General features: G+C 51.2%; 1 protein-coding gene. It reads left to right on the forward strand.

Features of this window, described 5'->3' with window-relative positions; all coding sequences use genetic code 11:
- Positions 1–343: 343 nt before the first annotated feature.
- A partial coding sequence (locus tag AC0IM9_RS20390) for an MCP four helix bundle domain-containing protein (RefSeq protein ID WP_482805236.1) occupies positions 344–1,631 on the forward strand: 1,288 nt, incomplete at its 3' end.

Below are 1,631 nucleotides of genomic sequence, written 5' to 3' on the forward strand. Positions count from 1 at the left end.
AGTCGGAACAACTGCAAACGCTGATGGCCTTCTTCAAAATCGGCCACGGCAACAGCAGCGGGTCGCGCAGCAGCGCGAAAGCCTCGCGGCGGGTGGCAAAGGTCAAGCCGGTCTCGAGTCCTGCGTCTCACGACGAAGGCGAAGCCGAATTCGACCTCAGCCAGTTCGAACGTTTCTAGGAGGCAAGCGAAAGAATAACTGCGACAAACGCCAAACCAAAACAGAAATAAAAGCTTTGTAGTGGCTGGCGCAAGGAACGTTGTTTGGGCCGCGGCGGGAATGCTGCGCCGTTTCAGGAACGCGGATGGAATCAAAGATTATTGTTTTTTAACGAGGATTCATCATGACAGTCACACAGCGTTTGTTGATATTAATCGGTTCGGCCGTATTGGGTCTGGCCGGGTTGGCGGGCTTTAATTATGTCCAGATCGACAGAGTTTATACCGCGACTAATTTCAATACCGTCAACACCTTGCCTAGCGTATTGCTGCTGAACGATATCGTCGGCGAAATATCCGGTGTTCGCGCCCACGTTTGGCAGCATCTGACAGAGACCGACGATTCGGCGATGCAGAGCGTCGAACGAGAAATCGAAACCAGACGCCGAAATATCGATAAGTTGCTGAAAGATTACGAGCCAATGCTGGCGGATGACGAAGACAAGCGTTTGCTTCAGGAAGATAGAGCCCGGCTGGCGGAGTACGACAAACTGAGCACCAAAGTGCGCGACTTGTCTAGACAGAATAAAAACGGCGAAGCTCGCGATTTAATGATGGCGAACCAAGCGATAGTCGACACAATGCTGAGCGCATTCAAAAGCCATAGCGAATATAACCAGCGCTTAGGAAAAAATTCGTCGGACGAGGCTATCTCGATCAAATCATCTGCTGTTCTGGTTTCTACAATCATTGCGGTATTGGCTATTGCGGTGATGGGCTTGCTCGGACTATTCATCGCGCGCAGTCTGATGAGGCAATTGGGCGGCGAACCTGATTTCGTGGCGGATCTGGCTTACAAGATCTCGCAAGGCGACTTGAGTACCATGATTAGCTTGAAAGCCGGCGATCAAACCAGCGTCATGGCCAACATGAAAAGCCTGAGCGACAACATTAAAGCCTTGCTGGATGAAATGGAGCACATGGCCGCCGAACACGAAAAAGGCGATATCGATGTTGTCGTGAATACTTCTAAATTCCATGGCAGTTTTAAAACCGTGGCGAAAGGCGTTAATGATATGGTCAATGCGCATATCGCCGTTAAAAAGATGGCCGTTGGCGTATTCAAAGAGTTTGGTGAAGGTAATTTTGACGCCCCGATGGAAAAATTACCGGGTAAAAAGGCCTTTATCAACGAGACGGTCGAGTTGGTACGCGGTAATTTGAAAGCCGTTGTTGCCGACGCCAACCTGCTGGCGCAAGCGGCGGTGGAAGGCAAACTGTCGACCCGCGCCGACGCCAGCAAACACCAAGGTGATTTCAAAAAATTAGTTCAGGGCGTCAACGATACCCTGGACGCCGTGATCGGCCCGCTCAACGTTGCTGCCGACTACGTCGACAACATCTCCAAAGGCGCCATCCCGGCCAAAATCAGCGACCACTACAACGGCGACTTCAACACCATCAAAAACAACC

The organism is Methylomonas sp. Uni0011, assembly GCF_056850255.1.